The 17,735-nt window shown below is 69.1% G+C and carries 9 protein-coding genes, 1 tRNA gene and 1 rRNA gene; 10 read left to right on the top strand and 1 reads right to left on the bottom strand.

Features of this window, described 5'->3' with window-relative positions; all coding sequences use genetic code 11:
• The 3 genes from rrf to ABZ656_RS31925 form a co-directional block, all read left to right on the top strand.
• Positions 1-95 (top strand): 5S ribosomal RNA (rrf, locus tag ABZ656_RS31935); the annotation flags it as partial.
• Between the two features lie 114 nt (positions 96-209).
• Positions 210-872, top strand: coding sequence for a DegT/DnrJ/EryC1/StrS family aminotransferase (locus tag ABZ656_RS31930; RefSeq protein WP_101401014.1), 663 nt, complete (start codon positions 210-212; stop codon positions 870-872).
• Positions 873-956: 84 nt separating this feature from the next.
• A tRNA-Thr gene (locus ABZ656_RS31925) sits at positions 957-1,032 on the top strand.
• A 77-nt stretch (positions 1,033-1,109) separates the two neighbouring features.
• Here the strand turns inward: ABZ656_RS31925 and ABZ656_RS31920 are convergent.
• Complete coding sequence (locus ABZ656_RS31920) at positions 1,110-3,857, bottom strand: SpoIIE family protein phosphatase (RefSeq protein WP_360272347.1); 2,748 nt, start codon at positions 3,855-3,857, stop codon at positions 1,110-1,112.
• A 422-nt stretch (positions 3,858-4,279) separates the two neighbouring features.
• Here ABZ656_RS31920 and ABZ656_RS31915 point away from each other — a divergent pair, with 422 nt between their 5' ends.
• The 7 genes from ABZ656_RS31915 (at position 4,280) to ABZ656_RS31885 (ending at position 17,673) form a co-directional block, all read left to right on the top strand.
• On the top strand, positions 4,280-9,775 hold the full coding sequence (locus tag ABZ656_RS31915; RefSeq protein ID WP_101401016.1) for a HAMP domain-containing protein: 5,496 nt from the start codon (positions 4,280-4,282) through the stop codon (positions 9,773-9,775).
• A 301-nt stretch (positions 9,776-10,076) separates the two neighbouring features.
• Entirely contained in the window at positions 10,077-10,760 is a 684-nt protein-coding gene (locus ABZ656_RS31910; protein WP_054228614.1) for a response regulator, read from the top strand.
• Between the two features lie 124 nt (positions 10,761-10,884).
• The gene (locus ABZ656_RS31905; RefSeq protein ID WP_360272342.1) at positions 10,885-13,623 is read left to right on the top strand and encodes a DNA translocase FtsK; all 2,739 of its coding nucleotides are present in this window, start codon (positions 10,885-10,887) and stop codon (positions 13,621-13,623) included.
• A gap of 313 nt (positions 13,624-13,936) precedes the next feature.
• Positions 13,937-14,791, top strand: coding sequence for a helix-turn-helix domain-containing protein (locus ABZ656_RS31900; protein ID WP_360272339.1), 855 nt, complete (start codon positions 13,937-13,939; stop codon positions 14,789-14,791).
• A gap of 142 nt (positions 14,792-14,933) precedes the next feature.
• Positions 14,934-16,421, top strand: coding sequence for a 30S ribosomal protein S12 methylthiotransferase RimO (gene rimO, locus ABZ656_RS31895; RefSeq protein WP_101401019.1), 1,488 nt, complete (start codon positions 14,934-14,936; stop codon positions 16,419-16,421).
• Positions 16,418-17,131: a CDP-diacylglycerol--glycerol-3-phosphate 3-phosphatidyltransferase gene (pgsA, locus tag ABZ656_RS31890; protein ID WP_360272335.1), complete on the top strand. Its 714-nt coding sequence runs from the start codon at positions 16,418-16,420 to the stop codon at positions 17,129-17,131. Before rimO ends, pgsA begins: the two co-directional genes overlap by 4 nt.
• Positions 17,128-17,673 carry a CinA family protein gene (locus tag ABZ656_RS31885; RefSeq protein WP_101401020.1) on the top strand — a complete coding sequence of 182 codons (546 nt, stop codon included), beginning with the start codon at positions 17,128-17,130 and terminating at the stop codon, positions 17,671-17,673. The genes pgsA and ABZ656_RS31885 overlap by 4 nt, the downstream gene beginning before the upstream one ends.
• Positions 17,674-17,735: the final 62 nt, after the last annotated feature.

Genomic DNA, 17,735 nt, shown 5'->3' with positions numbered 1-17,735 from the left:
AAACGCCCGGTTACATTCCGAACCCGGAAGCTAAGCCTCACAGCGCCGATGGTACTGCAGGGGGGACCCTGTGGGAGAGTAGGACGCCGCCGAACTCATATTAAAAGAGCTGGTCCCCGAACTTCGGTTCGGGGACCAGCTCTTTTTTGTTGTCCGACACTTTGCGTTCACTTTGCGCGACAAGCATCCGCGGCATGGGTACTGCTGCAATGCTCAGGGCCGCGGGCGTCGGAGTCGGCGACGAGGTCATCGTGCCGGCGTTCGGGAACGTCGAGGTCGCGGAGGCCGCGGCCCAGGTCGGTGCGTCGGCCGTCTTCGGCGACATAGACCCGGTGACGTACTGCCTCGACGCCGGCGCTGTCGAGGCGGCCGTGACCCCGCGGTCGACCGCCATAGTCGTCGTACACCGCTTCGGTCGGTCGGCCGACATGGCGCGGCTGCGGGACGTCGGACAGCGACGCGGGCTCCTGGTGCTGGAACTGGGCGAGTCCGAGGCGCCGTACGACGAGATCGCGCAGCGCAGGGAGCGGGCCGCCTATCTCGACGGGCGGCTGAGCGGAGTGCGTACGCCGGACGGCGGCGACGGGCACACGTACCAGCAGTACGTCGTGCGCGTGCCCGGCAATGGCCGGCCGGACCGGGACGCCTTCGCGCGGGCCGTACGGGCCAAGGGGGTTGAGTGCCGGGTGCCGGTGAAGACGCCTGTGCACCGGCTGCCCGGGTTCCGTCGGGACGTGCACCTCCCGGAGACGGAGCGGGCCGCCGACGAGACCCTCGCGCTGCCCGTGGACGCGTCGCTGACGAGGCGGGAGATGCAGCGGATCGTCTCCGCGTGCAATGCGCTCGGGGGATTGCTGCAGCCGGCCTTCTGATCCGGCGGGACTGGTTGGGAGCACGGTCTTGTTCGGGGTATGATCTATTTCGTTGCCGCGAGGGAAACCTCGAAAAGGTGACTGGCCCCCCTAGCTCAGTCGGCAGAGCGTCTCCATGGTAAGGAGAAGGTCAACGGTTCGATTCCGTTGGGGGGCTCCAGCAGAAAAGGCCTCCGCCCTTACGGGCGGGGGCCTTTCTCATATCCCGGAGGCGGCTCCCCGGAGCCGGTCCCGACCTCAGTCCCGCTGAAGGCCCGGCACCCGCATCGCCAGAATCGCCATGTCGTCGGACGGGGCGTCGGAGGCGAAGCGTTCGACCGCGCGCATGACGCGGGCGGCCACCGCTCCCGCCGTGAGGCCCGTGCACGTGGTGAGGACGTCCGTGAGGCCGTCGTCCCCCAACATGCGGATGCCCTCGCGGCGTTCGGTGACGCCGTCCGTCACGCACAGCAGGACGTCGCCCGGGTCGAGGGTGATGGTCTGCTCGTACAGCTCCAGGTCCTCCATGACACCGAGGAGGGGCTGCGGTTCGGCGGCTGCCTCTACGGTGCCGTCCTGGCGCAGGCGGAGCGGGAGCGGGTGGCCTGCGCAGACCACCTTCAGCATGGCGCTGCCGTCCTCCTGGGGCCACAACTCGCCGTACAGCAGGGTCAGGAAGCGGCTGCGGGCGCCCTCGTCCAGGATCGCGGAGTTCAGGCGCTCCAGGACCGCGGGGCCGCCGAAGCCCTCGCGGGCCAGGAGGCGCAGGGCGTGCCGGGCGAGGCCCGTGACCGCCGCCGCCTCCGGGCCCGTACCGCAGACGTCGCCGATGGCGAAGCCGTAGACACCGTCACGAATCGGGAAGAGGTCGTAGAAGTCGCCGCCGACCTCGTTGCCCTCGCCGGCCGCGCGGTAGATGACCTCGACCTCGACGCCGTCGATGTGCGGGAGGTCGGGCGGCAGGAGGCTGCGCTGGAGGGACTGGCTGATGGCCGTGCGCTCCGAGTACAGACGGGCGTTGTTGAGGGCCAGAGCGGCCCTGCGGGACAGGTCCTCGGCCAGTTCCAGGATTTCCTGGCGGAAGTGTTCGTCGGAGGGCTTGCCGAGCGTCAGCATGCCGATGACGCGGTTGCGGGCCACCAGGGGCAGGACGACGGTCTCCCCGCCGACCGCCGCGGCCGTCGCCAGGGTCGTGCCGATGCCGGAGGTGACCGAGGCGGGCTCGCCGAGGCCCAGGCTGCGCATGGAGGTGCGCAGGGCCGCCTGGTGGGCCGCCTCGCCCGGGGCCGCCCAGACGCGGGCGCCGGGGGTGGGGACCGGGTCCGGTGGGGCGATCTTCGAGAGCAGGGCCTTGAGGCCGTCGATGCGTTCCTCGTCCTCGTGCAGGACGTACGAGAGGTACGGGTCCGAGGCCTGGTCGGCGATCGTGTAGACCGCGCACCAGGTGGCGAGGGTCGGGACCGTCATCTGGGCCATGAGGGCGAGGGTCTGGTCGCGGTCCAGGGTGCCGGCGAGGAGGTCGGAGGCCTCGACGAGGAAGCTCAGCGAGCCGCGGCGCAGGCGTTCCAGCTCGCCCAGGCGGGCCGATTCCACCGCGAGCGCGATGCGGTCGGCGGCGAACTGGAGGCGCAGGGCCTCCTCGTTGGAGTAGCGGGCGGGTCCCTCGGCCGCGACACCGAGGGAGCCGGTGAGGCGGCCCTCGACCTTCAGGGGGACCGTGACGACCGAGCGCATGCCGGTGCCGGCCAGCAGCGGTACGGCGCCGGGGACGACCGTCAGGTCCTCGTGGACGGCGGGCATACGGGCCGAGCCGTAGCGGCCGGGGCCCGCCTCGACGGGGACGCGGGCGAAGCGCTGGCGGGCGGAGGGCAGGCCCGTCGACGCTCGTACCTCCAACTCCGTCTCGTCGTCGGTCGCAAGGAGCAGGAAGGCGGAGTCGCCGTCGAGCATGTCGCGGGCGCGCTCCACCGTGCGCTGGAGGAGGCCGTCCAGGTCGTCCGGGGCGGGGGAGCCGATGAAGACCTCGAAGGGGTCCGTGGCCTGGCCCTCGGAGCTGGTCGTCGTGTCGGTGGCCGACGCCCGCAACGGGGTCTGCAGGACGGCGCGTTCGTGGTCGCGTACGAGGAGGCAGACCGTGGACGGTTCGCCACCGGTGTCACGGACGCGGAGGTGGGAGGCGTAGACCGGGGTCACGCGGCCGCTCGCGCCCCGGAGCCCGTAACTACCCTCCCAGCGCGAGAGTTGGAGGGCCTCGACGATGCCGGTGCTGGTGCCCGGGGTGTGGGGCCAGGCCGCGAGGTCGGTGAGGGGCTTGCCGATGACCTGCTCGGCGGCGTACCCGAAGAGGTCCTCCGCGTCCTCGTTCCACGCCGAGATGGCGCCGACGCGGTCGATCTGGATCACCGCGACGCGGACGCGGCCGTCGGCGAGCGGAAGGAGATCGGCGGGGAGCGCGGGACCCGCCGTGCGGGTGCCGACCGGGCGATCCGGGAGGTCGAGGTGGAACCAGACCTGCTTGTGTGTGGGGGAGTAGTCGACGCCCCAGCGGCCGGCCAGGGCGGCGCACAACTGGAGTCCGCGCCCGCCCTCGCGGTCGGGGCCGCCCATGTTCACAGCCGCCGCCTGGAGTGGAATCTCGCGTTCCGGGTAGCGGTCCGCCACCTCGATGCGTACGCCTCCGTCGCTGCGCAGACACAGGACATCCGCGGAGGTGCCCGCATGCACGACAGCGTTGGTGACGAGTTCGCTGGTCAGGACGACTGCGTCGTCGACGATGTCGGCGAAGCCCCAGCCTTGGAGGGTGTCGCGGACGAAGGATCTGGCGGTCGCGACCGATCGCCCGACGGGATCGAAACTGGCGGCCGCGCGCGCGGTGATCACAGCACTCCTTGTCCGGTTGTCGGCGTGCGGGGCTCCGTGGCCGACCCGCTCCTGCCGGGGCAGTGCCTGGTCCCCCGTCGGCCGAGGATCCTGGGGCTGTCCCCCAGGATGCAGTCCGGTGGTCATGGTGCGGTGCCCCTCCGATGCCTGCCCGCTCGTTCTTGTGCCACCGCCCAGGCCGGACAAACCGGCGTGGCTGGACAGCCGCATGCAAGGTTACTTACCTTCGCCGTCCATGCGGATGCCGGTCACCAGTGTTTCCGTCGGGAGAGGGGCAGAGTTTCCGTTCGGACAGGTGCCTGTGTTTCCGTCCTGAGGAGACTGTGGCCGCCTCCGGGCGGTGTGCGGACGATGTGCGAAGCTGCCGAACTGTTATGGCCTGGTTCAGTCGGGGTGAAACACTGGGCAAGCTCCAGTGAGAAGGTCGGACAGGCCGAGTGCCTGCCGGTTCGCCGAGCAAGTAGTACCTGAGCACGAGCAGTAGTACCCGAGCAAGCAGTACCCGAGTACGCCGAGCAGTAATGGTCGACCCTTGCGGGAGGGACACAGTGGAGTCTGGCGCAGCGACGCGGGGCGGTAAGACGCGCGCAGAAGACGGACAGTCCCTGAACAACCGGCGCGCACCACGCAATGGCACCACCGAGGTGGATACGGCTGCCCTGAACAGGCTGCTGACGGCCCTGGTGTCGATGCGGGACGGCAATTTCCGCAAGCGTCTCACGGTCTCCGGTGATGGCGTGATGTCGGAGATCGCGGCTGTCTTCAACGAGGTGGCGGACCGGAATCTGCATCTGACGGGTGAGCTGTCGCGGGTGCGGCGGGTGGTCGGGCGTGAGGGAAAGCTCACGGAACGGCTGGAATCGGGCGCCTGCGAGGGTTCCTGGGGTGCCGCGATCGACGCGTCGAACGCGCTCGTCGACGACCTCGTACGACCGGTCTCCGAGGTCGGCCGGGTGCTGTCCGCGGTGGCGGAGGGTGATCTGTCGCCGCGTATGGAGCTGCGGGCGCAGGCGGCGGACGGCAACGGGCATCCGCTGCGCGGGGAGTTCCTGAAGGTCGGACGGACGGTCAACAACCTGGTCGACCAGCTGTCGACGTTCACCGACGAGGTCACGCGGGTGGCCAGTGAGGTGGGCACCGAGGGCAAGCTGGGCGGGCAGGCCCGGGTGCGTGGGATGTCCGGTTCGTGGAAGGACCTCACGGATTCGGTCAACACCATGGCGTACCGGCTGACGGCTCAGGTGCGTGACATCGCTCTTGTGACGACGGCGGTCGCGAAGGGCGACTTGTCCCGGAAGGTCACGGTTCATGTGGCCGGCGAGATGCTGGAGCTCAAGAACACCGTCAACACGATGGTGGACCAACTGTCGTCGTTCTCCTCCGAGGTGACGCGTGTCGCCCGCGAGGTGGGCACCGAGGGTGAGCTCGGCGGCCAGGCGCAGGTGCCCGGTGTGGCCGGTGTGTGGAAGGACCTCACCGATTCGGTGAACCTGATGGCCGGCAACCTCACGGCGCAGGTGCGCGGGATCGCGCAGGTGACGACGGCGGTCGCGAGCGGTGACCTGTCGCAGAAGGTGACCGTCTCCGCGCGCGGCGAGGTCGCACAACTCGCCGAGACGATCAACCAGATGACCGAGACGCTGCGGACGTTTGCGGACGAGGTCACGCGTGTGGCCAACGAGGTCGGTGGCGAGGGGCGGCTCGGCGGTCAGGCGAACGTGCCGGGCGCGGCGGGGACGTGGAAGGACCTGACGGACTCCGTCAACACGGTGTTCCGGAATCTCACGACCCAGGTGCGGGACATCGCCGCGGTGACGACGGCGGTGGCCAACGGTGATCTGTCGCAGAAGGTCACCGTCGACGTGGCCGGCGAGATGCTGGAGCTGAAGAACACCGTCAACACGATGGTCGACCAGTTGTCGTCGTTCGGTGTCGAGGTCACGCGCGTGGCGCGCGAGGTCGGTGTCGAGGGTGAACTGGGCGGCCAGGCGCAGGTGCCGGGTGTGGCCGGTACGTGGAAGGATCTCACCGACTCCGTCAACACGGCGTTCCGGAACCTGACGGGTCAGGTCCGCAACATCGCGCAGGTGACGACGGCGGTCGCGAACGGTGACCTCTCTCAGAAGGTGACGGTCGACGTCTCCGGAGAGATGCTCCAGCTGAAGAACACCGTGAACACGATGGTGGACCAGCTGTCCTCGTTCGCCGACCAGGTGACGCGGATGGCCCGGGACGTGGGCACGGAGGGCCGCCTCGGCGGTCAGGCCCGCGTGGACGGCGTGTCCGGTACGTGGAAGGAACTCACCGACTCCGTCAACTTCATGGCGGGGAACCTGACCTCGCAGGTACGGCAGATCGCCCAGGTCACCACGGCGGTGGCGCGGGGTGACCTGTCGCAGAAGATCGACGTGGACGCGCGCGGCGAGATCCTGGAGCTGAAGAACACCATCAACACGATGGTCGACCAGCTCTCCGCCTTCGCGGACCAGGTGACGCGGGTGGCCCGTGAGGTGGGTACGGAGGGCCGTCTCGGCGGTCAGGCGCAGGTGCCCGGCGTCGCCGGTGTGTGGCGCGACCTGACGGACTCCGTGAACGGCATGGCCGGCAACCTCACCGCCCAGGTGCGCAACATCGCGCAGGTCGCGACCGCGGTGGCGCGGGGTGACCTGTCGCAGAAGATCGACGTGGACGCGCGCGGCGAGATCCTGGAGCTGAAGAACACCCTCAACACGATGGTGGACCAGCTCTCGAACTTCGCCGAGCAGGTGACGCGGGTGGCCCGCGAGGTGGGCACGGAGGGCATGCTGGGCGGTCAGGCCGAGGTGCAGGGTGTCTCCGGCACCTGGAAGGACCTCACGCAGTCCGTGAACTTCATGGCGAACAACCTGACCATCCAGGTCCGTAACATCGCCGAGGTCACGACGGCGGTCGCCATGGGAGACCTGTCGAAGAAGATCACCGTCGACGCCAAGGGCGAGATCCTCGAACTCGTCACCACCGTGAACACGATGGTGGACCAGCTGTCGTCCTTCGCCGAGCAGGTGACGCGGGTGGCCCGCGAGGTGGGCACCGAGGGCATCCTGGGCGGCCAGGCGCACGCGTCGGGCGTCACGGGCATCTGGAAGGATCTCACCGACAACGTCAACCTGATGGCCAACAACCTGACCATGCAGGTGCGCAACATCTCCCAGGTCGCCGCCGCCGTCGCCAACGGCGATCTGACCCGTACGGTGACGATCGAGGCGCGCGGCGAGGTCGCGCAGCTCGCCGACACCTTCAACACCATGGTGAAGACGCTGAGTTCGTTCGCCGACCAGGTCACCAAGGTGGCCCGCGAGGTCGGCACGGACGGCATCCTCGGCGGGCAGGCGCACGTCCCGGGTGTGGCCGGTACGTGGAAGGACCTCACCGAGTCCGTGAACGGGATGGCGTCCAACCTGACCGGTCAGGTGCGCAACATCGCGATGGTCACCACGGCCATCGCCAAGGGCGACCTCACCAAGAAGATCGACATCGACGCGCGCGGCGAGATCCTGGAGCTGAAGACCACCATCAACACGATGGTCGACCAGCTGTCGTCCTTCGCCGAGGAGGTCACCCGAGTCGCCCGCGAGGTGGGTACAGAGGGGCAACTGGGCGGCCAGGCACGCGTGCGTGACGTCGACGGCACCTGGCGCGACCTCACCGAGTCGGTGAACGAGATGGCCGGGAACCTGACCCGGCAGGTGCGTGCCATCGCGCGCGTGGCGACCGCGGTGACCCGCGGCGACCTGAACCTGAAGATCGACGTGGACGCCTCGGGCGAGATCCAGGAACTTCAGGACTACATCAACAAGATGATCGCCAACCTGCGCGACACCACCATCGCCAACAAGGAGCAGGACTGGCTCAAGGGCAACCTCGCCCGTATCTCCGCGCTGATGCAGGGGCGCCGCGACCTCGACGACGTGGCCTCGCTGATCATGAGTGAGCTGACGCCGGTGGTCTCCGCCCAGCACGGCGCGTTCTTCCTCTCCATGCCGCTGGTCGACGGCAAGGAGGCGGGCGGCGACGAGGACGCGTACGAACTGCGCATGCTCGGCTCGTACGGCTACTCGATGGGCTCCATGCCGACGTCGTTCCGGCCCGGTGAGGCGCTGATCGGGACGGCCGCGCAGGAGAAGCGCACGATCCTGGTGGAGAACGCGCCGAGCGGTTATCTGAAGATCTCGTCCGGGCTCGGCGAGGCGCCCCCGGCGCAGGTGATCGTGCTTCCGGTGCTCTTCGAGGGGACCGTGCTGGGTGTGATCGAGCTGGCGTCCTTCACGCCGTTCACGCAGATCCAGAAGGACTTCCTGAACCAGATCGCCGAGATGATCGCGACGAGCGTCAACACCATCTCCGTCAACACCAAGACGGAGGTGCTGCTCAAGCAGTCGCAGGAGCTGACCGAGCAACTCCAGGAGCGGTCGGCGGAGTTGGAGAACCGGCAGAAGGCCCTCCAGGACTCCAACGCCCAGCTGGAGGAGAAGGCCGAACAGCTCGCTCAGCAGAACCGCGACATCGAGGTCAAGAACACCGAGATCGAGGAGGCGCGGCAGGTCCTGGAGGAGCGTGCCGAGCAGCTCGCGGTCTCCATGCGCTACAAGAGCGAGTTCCTGGCGAACATGTCGCACGAGCTGCGCACCCCGCTCAACTCCCTGCTGATCCTCGCGAAGTTGCTCGCCGACAACGCCGAGTCGAACCTGACTCCCAAGCAGGTCGAGTTCGCGGAAACGATCCACGGAGCGGGTTCCGACCTGCTCCAGCTGATCAACGACATCCTCGATCTGTCGAAGGTCGAGGCGGGCAAGATGGATGTCTCGCCGACCCGCATCGCGCTGGTCCAACTCGTCGACTACGTAGAGGCCACTTTCCGTCCGCTGACCGCGGAGAAGGGCCTCGACTTCTCCGTCCGGGTGTCGCCGGAACTGCCCGCCACGCTGCACACGGACGAGCAGCGCCTCCTTCAGGTGCTGCGCAACCTGCTCTCCAACGCGGTGAAGTTCACCGACTCCGGAGCGGTCGAATTGGTGATCCGGCCCGCCGGCGCGGATGTCCCCGTGGCGATCCGGGAGCAGCTTCTGGAGGCGGGTTCGCTGCGGGACGCGGACGCCGGTCTGATCGCGTTCTCGGTGACCGACACCGGCATCGGGATCGCCGCCAGCAAGATGCGGGTGATTTTCGAGGCGTTCAAGCAGGCGGACGGCACGACGAGCAGGAAGTACGGCGGTACGGGTCTGGGGCTGTCCATCTCGCGGGAGATCGCGCGTCTGCTGGGCGGTGAGATCCACGCCCAGAGTGAGCCGGGACGCGGTTCGACGTTCACGCTGTATTTGCCGCTGCATCCGAGCGAACTGCCCCCGCAGGGCTACGGGCAGCTCGCGCCCGCCCTGGAGGCCGGGGAACTGCTCGCCTCGGAGGCGGAGCTGTCCGGGGCCGGCATCGAGACGCCGGCCGAGGTGAAGTCGTACCAGGAGACACAGAACGGGCCCGCAGCGCTCTTCAGGCGGCGCCGCAGGGCGCTGCCCGCGACCGAGCAGCGCCCGGGGCTGCCGGGGCCGAACGGGGCCGCGGGTGCCTCTCGGGAGCAGTGGGCGGCCGGCGGCCAGCAGGAGACGGCGGCACAGCCGCGCCGAGGCATCCGGTTCGAGGGCGAGAAGGTGCTGATCGTCGACGACGACATCCGCAACGTGTTCGCGCTCACCAGCGTCCTGGAGCAGCACGGCCTGTCGGTGCTGTACGCCGAGAACGGCCGTGAGGGCATCGAGGTGCTGGAACAGCACGACGACGTGACGGTCGTCCTGATGGACATCATGATGCCCGAGATGGACGGCTACGCCACGACGACGGCGATCCGCCGGATGCCGCAGTTCGCCGGGCTGCCGATCATCGCGCTCACGGCGAAGGCGATGAAGGGCGACCGGGAGAAGGCCATCGAGTCCGGCGCGTCCGACTACGTCACCAAGCCGGTCGATCCCGACCATCTGCTCTCCGTGATGGAGCAGTGGATGCGCGAGGAGTGAGCGGGATGGGTGTCGCCGGGTGGTGTCGGCGACCGGGAAGCCCGGCTGTGCGCGCCGAGTCGGGGGCGCGGGGCGCCCGACGTCGTATAACTGACGGTGGCCGAGGCCGTGTAGAAGTGCGGGATTCGGGGAACCTTCTGGTCTCCCGCTACGTTTCTGCTACGTGCACAGTGACATCGCGGTGACAGGGTGTGGCGACAGGCGGGGTGCGGCTACCATGACCGGCACAAGGACGGGCGGCGCAAGGGAGTCGTCCCCTGGGGCGGCGCCCGGTGCACTGCCGGGGCGAGGAGGGCGGGCCATGGTGCAGAAGGCCAAGATCCTTCTGGTCGATGACCGGCCGGAGAATCTGCTGGCGCTGGAGGCGATCCTCTCCGCGCTCGATCAGACACTGGTACGGGCATCGTCCGGAGAGGAAGCGCTCAAAGCGCTACTGACCGACGACTTCGCGGTCATTCTGCTGGACGTCCAGATGCCTGGAATGGACGGTTTCGAAACCGCGGCGCACATCAAGCGGCGAGAACGGACCCGGGACATCCCGATCATCTTTCTCACGGCGATCAACCACGGCCCGCACCACACTTTCCGGGGGTACGCGGCGGGTGCGGTGGACTACATCTCCAAGCCGTTCGACCCATGGGTGCTGCGCGCGAAGGTCTCGGTCTTCGTCGAGCTCTACATGAAGAACTGCCAACTGCGCGAGCAGGCGGCGCTGCTGCGGCTCCAGCTGGAGGGCGGCGGCAAGACGGCGCTCGGCTCGGCCAAGGAGCCGGCCGGTCTCCTCGCCGAACTCTCGGCGCGGCTCGCGGCCGTTGAGGAGCAGGCCGAGGCGCTGTCCAAACAGCTCGACGACGACTCGGCGGACGCGGCGGCGGTGGCGACCGCGGCCCATCTCGAACGCAAACTCACGGGGCTGCGCCGGGCGCTGGACGCGTTGGAGCCGGGCACGGGAAGCGGCGCACCATCGGTGCCGTCGCAGAACTGACCCTCGAGGAGTCCGTCGTTCGCGGTGAGCGCGCGTCAGTTCTGGTCCCTGGTACGGGCGACACGAACGGGTGAAGCAGTAGGCACACGTGTCCGCTGTCGTCTCCACCGGTAACCTCACACTCATGGCCTCACGTCAGTCCGCAGCCAAGAAGCCGCCCGCGAAGAAGGCGGCCGCTCCGACGAAGGCTCCGGCGAAGAAGGCCCCCGCGAAAAAGGCAGCCGCCAAGAAGGCGCCCGCCAAGAAGGTCGCGGCGAAAAAGGCCCCACCCGCGCCGGCGCCCAACCCCACCGGGGGCGTGTACAAGCTCGTACGCGCCGTGTGGCTGGGTCTCGCGCACGCCGTCGGCGCGATGTTCCGCGGCATAGGACGGGGTGCGAAGGGGCTCGACCCGGCGCACCGCAAGGACGGACTGGCGCTGCTGCTGATCGGGGTCGCGCTGATCGTCGCGGCGGGCACGTGGTCCAACCTGCACGGGCCCGTCGGCGACCTCGTCGAGATGCTGGTGACGGGTGCCTTCGGCCGCCTCGACCTGCTGGTGCCGATACTGCTCGCGGTCATCGCCGCCCGCTTCATCCTGCATCCCGAGAAGCCGGAGGCCAACGGGCGCATCGTGATCGGCCTGTCCGCGCTCGTCATCGGCGTGCTCGGCCAGGTCCACATCGCCTGCGGGGCGCCCGCGCGCAGCGACGGCATGCAGGCGATAAGGGACGCCGGCGGGCTCATCGGCTGGGGGGCGTCGACGCCGCTGACGTACATGATGGGCGACGTCCTCGCGGTGCCGCTGCTCGTGCTGCTCACGATCTTCGGCCTGCTGGTCGTCACGGCGACCCCCGTGAACGCGATCCCGCAGCGGCTGCGGCTGCTCGGGCAGAAGCTGGGCGTCGTCCAGGCCGACCCCGACGAGGACGCCTTCGGCGAGGACGACGAGCGCTACGACGAGCAGTGGCGTGAGGCGCTTCCCGCAGGCTCCCGGCGGCGTTCACGCGCTCCTGAGGGATACGACGCGGAGAGCGCCGAGGAGGAGGCGCTCACCAAGCGCCGCGGCCGTCCTCGGCGGCCAGGTGTGCAGCAGCCCGACCTGAACCGGCCCATGGACGCGGTGGACGTCGCCGCGGCTGCCGCGGCCGCGCTCGACGGCGCCGTGCTGCACGGGATGCCGCCCTCCCCGCTGGTCGCCGATCTGACGCAGGGCGTCACGGCGGAGCGTGACGGCTACGAGGAGACGACTCCGGTGCCGGCCGCGCGCGCCAGGGTCGTCCCGGGCGCCAAGCGGCCCAAGCAGGAGGCCCTGGCCGTCGAGTCCGTCGTGCCCGACCTCACCAAGTCCGCGCCCGACGCGCCCCGTGACCTGCCTCCGCGTGCCGAGCAGCTCCAGCTGTCCGGCGACATCACCTACTCCCTGCCGTCGCTCGACCTTCTGGAGCGCGGCGGGCCCGGCAAGACGCGCAGCGCCGCCAATGACGCCGTGGTCGCCTCGCTCCAGAACGTCTTCATGGAGTTCAAGGTCGACGCCGCAGTCACCGGCTTCACGCGTGGTCCGACGGTCACGCGCTACGAGGTCGAGCTCGGTCCCGCCGTGAAGGTCGAGCGGATCACGGCGCTGACCAAGAACATCGCGTACGCCGTCGCCAGCCCCGACGTGCGGATCATCAGTCCGATCCCCGGCAAGTCGGCGGTCGGCATCGAGATCCCCAACACCGACCGCGAGATGGTCAACCTCGGTGACGTGCTGCGCCTCGCGGACGCGGCCGAGGACGACCACCCGATGCTGGTCGCGCTCGGCAAGGACGTCGAGGGCGGTTATGTGATGGCCAACCTGGCGAAGATGCCGCACGTGCTCGTCGCCGGAGCCACCGGTTCCGGTAAATCCTCGTGCATTAACTGCCTGATCACGTCCGTCATGGTCCGGGCGACCCCCGAGGACGTCCGGATGGTCCTCGTCGACCCCAAGCGGGTCGAGCTGACCGCGTACGAGGGCATCCCGCACCTGATCACGCCGATCATCACCAACCCGAAGCGGGCCGCCGAGGCTCTGCAATGGGTCGTACGGGAGATGGATCTGCGCTACGACGACCTCGCGGCGTTCGGCTACCGGCACATCGACGACTTCAACGAGGCCATCAGGAACGGCAAGGTGAAGCTGCCCGAGGGCAGTGAGCGCGAGCTGACGCCGTACCCGTATCTGCTGGTGATCGTCGACGAGCTCGCCGACCTGATGATGGTCGCCCCGCGCGACGTCGAGGACGCGATCGTGCGCATCACCCAACTCGCGCGTGCGGCCGGCATCCACCTGGTGCTCGCCACCCAGCGGCCGTCCGTGGACGTCGTCACCGGTCTGATCAAGGCGAACGTGCCGTCCCGGCTCGCCTTCGCCACGTCGTCGCTGGCGGACTCGCGCGTCATCCTCGACCAGCCGGGTGCCGAGAAGCTGATCGGCAAGGGCGACGGGCTCTTCCTGCCGATGGGGGCCAACAAGCCCACGCGTATGCAGGGCGCCTTTGTCACCGAGGACGAGGTCGCGGCCATCGTGCAGCACTGCAAGGACCAGATGGCGCCGGTCTTCCGGGACGACGTGACCGTGGGCACCAAGCAGAAGAAGGAGATCGACGAGGACATCGGCGACGACCTCGACCTGCTGTGCGCCGCCGCCGAACTGGTCGTCACCTCGCAGTTCGGGTCCACCTCGATGCTCCAGCGCAAGCTGCGGGTCGGCTTCGCCAAGGCCGGGCGGCTGATGGACCTCATGGAGTCCCGCGGCATCGTCGGGCCCAGCGAGGGTTCCAAGGCGCGTGACGTTCTTGTGAAGGCCGACGAGCTGGACGGAGTGCTCGCCGTGATTCGTGGGGAAGCTGAAGCGTAGAGCTTTTGGCGGAGGAAAGCGGGACAGGTCGGTCACCGTACGGGTGAGATCTCGACGGCTCGGTCATGGCGCGGACGGTTCGCTCCGTGACACGGGGATATTCGAACGTGACTCAGCTGTAAGGGAAAGACGGGCAACCGTTTCCCTTCGTCGTACGTCAAGTTGAGCGAGGGGACAGGTCCCTGTCCCAACATCAGGATGACCGGCCATTCTGATGGCGTACAAAGTCCCACCGCCCGGTTGCCCCACCCTTTCGTACCCCCCCTAAACTGAACCTCCAGCACAGGTGGCTACACGCTCGAAAGGCGCCCCCGTGTCCATCGGCAACTTCCCTGACGGCAACTCCCCCGAAGACGAGCGCCCATTCGAAGAGCACCGCGAAGAAGGCCTCTCGGTCGGTCGTGCCCTGCGGCAGGCCCGCATCGAGGCAGGACTGACCGTTGACGACGTCAGCAACGCCACCCGGGTCCGTATCGTCATCGTGCACGCGATCGAGCAGGACGACTTCGCCCCCTGCGGCGGTGACGTGTACGCGCGCGGTCACATCCGGACGCTGGCCCGGGCCGTGCGCCTCGATCCGGACCCGCTGCTCGCCCGCTACGACGCCGAACACGGCGGGCGACCCGCGCCGACCCCCGCCGCCCCGCTGTTCGAGGCGGAACGTATCCGCCCCGAGCGCCGCGGGCCGAACTGGACCGCCGCCATGGTCGCGGCGATCGTCGCCGTGATCGGCTTCGTCGGCTTCACCGTGGTCAAGGGCAGCGGTGGGAGCGACGCGAAGTCGTCGGTCGCCGAGGGCTCCACGCCGACCGCCAGTACGTCCACCACCTCGGCCAGCCCCAAGATCAGCAAGCCCGCCGACCCGAAGCCCGAGCCCTCCGACAGCGCCATCGCGGCGGCCCCGCAGGACAAGGTGACCGTCCAGGTGAGCGCCCCGGACGGGCGCAGCTGGATCTCCGCCAAGGACCACAACGGCCGGCTCCTCTTCGATGGTCTGCTCAAGCAGGGCGAGTCCAAGACCTTCCAGGACAAGACGAAGATCGACCTGGTCCTCGGCGACGCGGGCGCCATCAAGCTGTACGTGAACGGCAAGAAGATCGACGACCAGTTCCAGCCCGGCCAGGTCGAGCGACTGACGTACACGAAGGGCGACCCCGTCGTCGGATGACTTCGGACGGCCGTGAGGGTCGCACAAAGGGCTCACGAAGTGGGCGCACAAAGGGCTCACCGCTCAGGCGGGTACGGGGTTGGCCAAGATCGGCCAACCCCGTCGACGTGGGCTGTCAGTGAGACAAAGTAGTCTTGAGCCCATGCCTGAACGCCGTACCGTCGCACTCGTCACCCTTGGCTGCGCCCGTAACGAGGTGGACTCGGAGGAGCTCGCAGGCCGCTTGGAGGCGGACGGCTGGCAACTCGTGGAGGACGCCGAAGAAGCGGACGTCGCCGTCGTCAACACCTGTGGCTTCGTCGAAGCCGCCAAGAAGGACTCCGTCGACGCCCTCCTGGAAGCCAATGACCTCAAGGGGCATGGCAGAACCCAGGCCGTCGTGGCGGTGGGCTGCATGGCCGAGCGGTACGGCAAGGAGCTCGCCGAGGCCCTCCCCGAGGCCGACGGCGTACTCGGCTTCGACGACTACGCGGACATCTCCGACCGCCTCCAGACCATCCTGAACGGCGGCATCCACGCCTCCCACACCCCCCGCGACCGGCGCAAGCTGCTGCCGATCAGCCCCGCCGAGCGGCAGAGCGCGGGCGAGGAGGTGGCCCTTCCCGGCCACGGCGCCCCCTCGGACCTCCCGGAGGGCGTCGCCCCGGTCTCCGGCCCGCGTGCGCCCCTGCGCCGCCGCCTGGACGGCGCTCCGGTCGCCTCGGTGAAGCTCGCCTCCGGCTGCGACCGGCGCTGCTCCTTCTGCGCCATCCCGTCCTTCCGCGGTTCCTTCATCTCGCGCCGCCCGAGCGACGTGCTGAACGAGACCCGCTGGCTGGCCGAGCAGGGCGTCAAGGAGATCATGCTGGTCTCTGAGAACAACACCTCGTACGGCAAGGACCTGGGCGACATCCGCCTCCTGGAGACCATGCTCCCCGAGCTCGCCGAGATCGACGGCATCGAGCGCGTGCGCGTGAGCTACCTCCAGCCCGCCGAGATGCGCCCCGGGCTCATCGACGTGCTGACCTCCACGCCGAACATCGCGCCCTACTTCGACCTGTCCTTCCAGCACTCCGCGCCTGACGTGCTGCGCGCGATGCGGCGCTTCGGCGACACGGACCGCTTCCTGGAGCTGCTCGACACCATCCGTTCCAAGGCCCCGCAGGCCGGCGTGCGGTCCAACTTCATCGTGGGCTTCCCCGGCGAGACCGAGGCCGACCTCGCGGAGCTGGAGCGCTTCCTCACGGGTGCGCGCCTCGACGCCATCGGCGTCTTCGGGTACTCCGACGAGGACGGCACGGAGGCGGCGACGTACGAGAACAAGCTCGACCAGGACGTGGTCGACGAGCGCCTCGCGCGCGTGTCCCGGCTCGCCGAGGAGCTGGTCGCGCAGCGCGCCGAGGAGCGTGTCGGTGAGACCGTGCACGTGCTCGTCGAGTCGGTCGGCTCCGTCGACGGGGAGGAATGGGGTGCGGTCGGCCGTGCCGCGCACCAGGCGCCCGAGACCGACGGTCAGGTGCAGTTCGCGAGCGGCGAAGGTCTGACGGTCGGCCGTATCGTCGAGGCCAAGGTGGTCGGTACGGAAGGTGTCGACCTGGTGGCCGAGCCGCTCCTGGGCTCGCTCCCGTGTACTGAGGAGGCGGCCAGATGACCGGAGCCCCGGCGTCCGCGGCGGGCGGCTCCCCCGGCGCGAATGGCGCGGCGGGCGCTCCCGGCGTTCCCGGGGGCTCCAAGCCGGCCCGGGGCGGGAAGCTGGGCGCTGTGGCCGTCAATCAGGCCAGCCTCTGGAACATCGCGAACATCCTGACCATGATCCGGCTCGTCCTGGTGCCGGGCTTCGTGGCGCTGATGCTGGCCGACGGCGGGTACGACCCCGCGTGGCGTGCCTGGGCCTGGGCGGCCTTCGCCGTCGCCATGATCACCGACATCTTCGACGGGCACCTGGCGCGTACCTACGACCTGGTCACCGACTTCGGGAAGATCGCCGACCCCATCGCCGACAAGGCGATCATGGGCGCGGCACTGGTCTGCCTGTCCTACCTCGGTGATCTGCCGTGGTGGGTGACGGGAGTGATCCTCGGGCGCGAGCTCGGGATCACTCTGATGCGCTTCCTGGTGATCCGCTACGGGGTCATCCCGGCCAGCCGTGGCGGCAAGCTGAAGACCCTCGCGCAGGGCACCGCGGTCGGGATGTACGTCCTGGCGCTGACGGGCCCCCTGGCCACCCTGAGGTTCTGGGTGATGGCCGTGGCGGTCGTCCTGACGGTCGTCACCGGGCTCGACTACGTAAGACAGGCCATTGTGCTGCGCAGGAGCGGAATCGCCGAGCGGCAGGCGGCGGTCGAGGAGGCGGAGCGGTGAGTTCTACGGCCGCCGAAGTGCTGCGACTACTCACGGTGAGGGGCGAGACGCTCGCCGTCGCCGAGTCGCTCACCGGTGGTCTGGTGGCGGCGGAGATCACCGCGACGCCCGGGGCCTCCCATGCCTTCCGGGGCTCCGTGACGGCGTACGCCACCGAACTCAAGCACGAACTGCTGGGTGTCGACGCCACTCTGTTGGCCGAGCGCGGTGCGGTGGATCCGCAGGTCGCGGCCCAGATGGCGGCCGGTGTGCGCAAGGCGCTCGGCGCCGACTGGGGGATAGCGACCACCGGTGTCGCGGGACCCGAAGCCCAGGACGGGCAGCCGGTCGGGACGGTTTTCGTGGCCGTCGACGGGCCGTCCCGAGCATCTTTTCATGCTGCCGGCGGCGGGAAAGTGCTACCGCTGCGGTTGAACGGCGACCGGGCGGAAATCCGTATGGAGAGTGTACGGAGCGTACTCGCACTGCTCCTGAAGGAGCTGGCGGGCGAACAGACCGGGAATGAGCGGGCACAGGATACGGAACAGAACGGGGGGTTTTGATGTTTGCAGCCCTGAGTGAACACGACATCGCTCCCCGCACGGCCGCGGCGCAAGGCGGTACG

The organism is Streptomyces sp. NPDC007095, assembly GCF_040634475.1.
GTDB lineage: Bacteria > Actinomycetota > Actinomycetes > Streptomycetales > Streptomycetaceae > Streptomyces.
The sequence above is the reverse complement of the archived record's forward strand: the minus strand, read 5'-3'. Positions and strand labels throughout refer to the sequence as shown.

What these genes read in the sequence shown, in the direction of transcription:
- ABZ656_RS31910 (WP_054228614.1), top strand. Translation starts at nt 10,077, where the DNA reads ATGGTGCAGAAGGCCAAGATCCTTCTGGTCGATGACCGGCCGGAGAAT.
- ABZ656_RS31905 (WP_360272342.1), top strand. Translation starts at nt 10,885, where the DNA reads ATGGCCTCACGTCAGTCCGCAGCCAAGAAGCCGCCCGCGAAGAAGGCG.
- pgsA (WP_360272335.1), top strand. Translation starts at nt 16,418, where the DNA reads ATGACCGGAGCCCCGGCGTCCGCGGCGGGCGGCTCCCCCGGCGCGAAT.
- rimO (WP_101401019.1), top strand. Translation starts at nt 14,934, where the DNA reads ATGCCTGAACGCCGTACCGTCGCACTCGTCACCCTTGGCTGCGCCCGT.
- ABZ656_RS31920 (WP_360272347.1), bottom strand. Translation starts at nt 3,857, where the DNA reads ATGACCACCGGACTGCATCCTGGGGGACAGCCCCAGGATCCTCGGCCG.
- ABZ656_RS31930 (WP_101401014.1), top strand. Translation starts at nt 210, where the DNA reads ATGCTCAGGGCCGCGGGCGTCGGAGTCGGCGACGAGGTCATCGTGCCG.